Origin of the sequence: Streptomyces sp. NPDC006265 (genome assembly GCF_040613555.1) — a bacterium.
Lineage (GTDB): Bacteria > Actinomycetota > Actinomycetes > Streptomycetales > Streptomycetaceae > Streptomyces.
This window is the reverse complement of sequence record NZ_JBEXSH010001295.1, coordinates 1-1,758: the sequence shown is the minus strand read 5'-3', so window position 1 is coordinate 1,758 and position 1,758 is coordinate 1. Positions and strand designations below refer to the sequence as shown.

The window sequence follows — 1,758 nt, the reverse complement described above, 5'->3', positions numbered from 1 at the left end:
CCTGACGCTCGCCCTGGGCCGCCTGCTGACCGAGGACGACGTCGTCGTCTCGGCCGTGCCGTACGAACTGTCCTTCATCGGCGCCCAGGTGGACCGCGTCGTCGAGATGGTCGGCGCCTCGGTGATCAGCGTCGGGACGAGCGGGACCATCTGCCCGATGCCGCGGCTGCTCGGGCTGATCGAGCAGTACGAGGTGACGGCCCTGGTGTGCTCACCGAGCTTCGCCGCGGAGCTGGCGGGCCTCGCGGCATCGCTGGGCAAGCGCCCGGCGGACTCCACGATCCGGACGATCGTCTGCGTGGGGGAGGCCTGCTCCACCGAGCGCCTCGACCGCATCGGCGACGCCTGGGCGGCGAGGACCTCCGCCCTGTACGGCACACCGTCGACACCGACGGTCGCCGTCGCCTGCGACCACGGCGCACTGCACCTGTGCGACCACCGGCTGCGGGCTGAGGTCCGCGGCGGTCCGCGCGGCGAGCTGCTCCTGGACGGCTCACCGACCGGTGAGGCCGTCGAGCTGTGGCCGGCGGACCGCCGTTGCGACTGCGGATCCGCGAGCCGGGTCCTGGTGCCGCTCGGCGGCATGGCGTCGGCGGTACGCGGACCGGACGGGCTGGTCTCGGCGTCGGACGTGGAGCGGATCGTATTCCGCCACAGGAGGCTCGCACCGCTCTTCGCCTGCGCCGTCCGGGACGGCACCTTCCATGTGACCTGCGCCGTGACCGACTCCCAGGCGGTGGACGCGGGCGCGATGCGGCGCGCGATCCGCAGCGGCATCGACGAGGCGCTCGGGGTCGAGGCCGAGGTCACGATCGTCGGCGTGCAGGACTGGAGTACCGCCCCGTCATGACCCGCACCCGGCCGCGGCGCGCCGTCGCCGCGGCCCATCCACCCGGTGGCATCTCGAGGAGACAAGACGCATGAGGGTAGCGGTAGTACAGACCCAGTGGGTCGACGATCACGAAGACGGCCTGCGCAACGCCTACCAGGCGATCGAGGACGTCTGCGGTGCCGGCGACATCGACCTGGTGTGCTTTCCCGAGTTCCTGCTCGGCCCGCCGTGGTACATGCCCGGGCAGGACGGACTGAAAGGACGGACCGACACACCGATCCCGGGGCCGATCGTCGACGGCTTCCAGGCCCTGGCCCGCAAACTCAACACGCACATCCTGCTGGGGTCGCTCGTCGAGGACATGCAGGACGGCATGTACCGGAACACGTCCCTGCTGATCGGCCGGCAGGGTGTCATCACCGGACGCGCCGTCAAGGCACACCCCTTCGGCAACGAGATGGTGGTGTGCCGCCAGACGGACGCACTCGGCGTGCTGTCCACCGAGTTCGGACAGATCGGCATCGCCGTGTGCTCGGACTTCTGGATCCCCGAGGTCGTCCGGCTGCTGGCGCTCGCCGGCGCACGAACGATCTTCGTACCGGGCGGGACCCTGGGGCAGAACCAGCCGCTCATGGTGAACGCCCTGCGCACGGCGGCGTACCTGAACGACGTCAACATCGTCTACGCGAGCTCGGTCGGCGTCGTCCGCGGCAAACGCGGTGACCGGCTCGTGGAGATCCACTTCGCCGGCACCAGTCTGGTCGCGAGCCCGGACGGCGTGCTCGCGCAGGCCGGCAGCGACGAGCCGGAGACCCTCGTCGTCGACATCGACGAGCCCGCGGACGGCGACGGCCGCCGCTGGCAGCAACTGCGCAGGCCCGACGCCTACCGGGCGCTGCTCACCCCATACGCCGGAGCGGACCGGG

2 protein-coding genes are annotated in these 1,758 nt (G+C 71.3%); both read left to right on the top strand.

Annotated elements, in window-relative coordinates; all coding sequences use genetic code 11:
- The coding region (locus ABZ281_RS48150; protein WP_356665048.1) for a hypothetical protein at positions 1-850 on the top strand (850 nt) is incomplete at its 5' end.
- Between the two features lie 70 nt (positions 851-920).
- The coding region (locus ABZ281_RS48145; protein WP_356665046.1) for a carbon-nitrogen hydrolase family protein at positions 921-1,758 on the top strand (838 nt) is incomplete at its 3' end.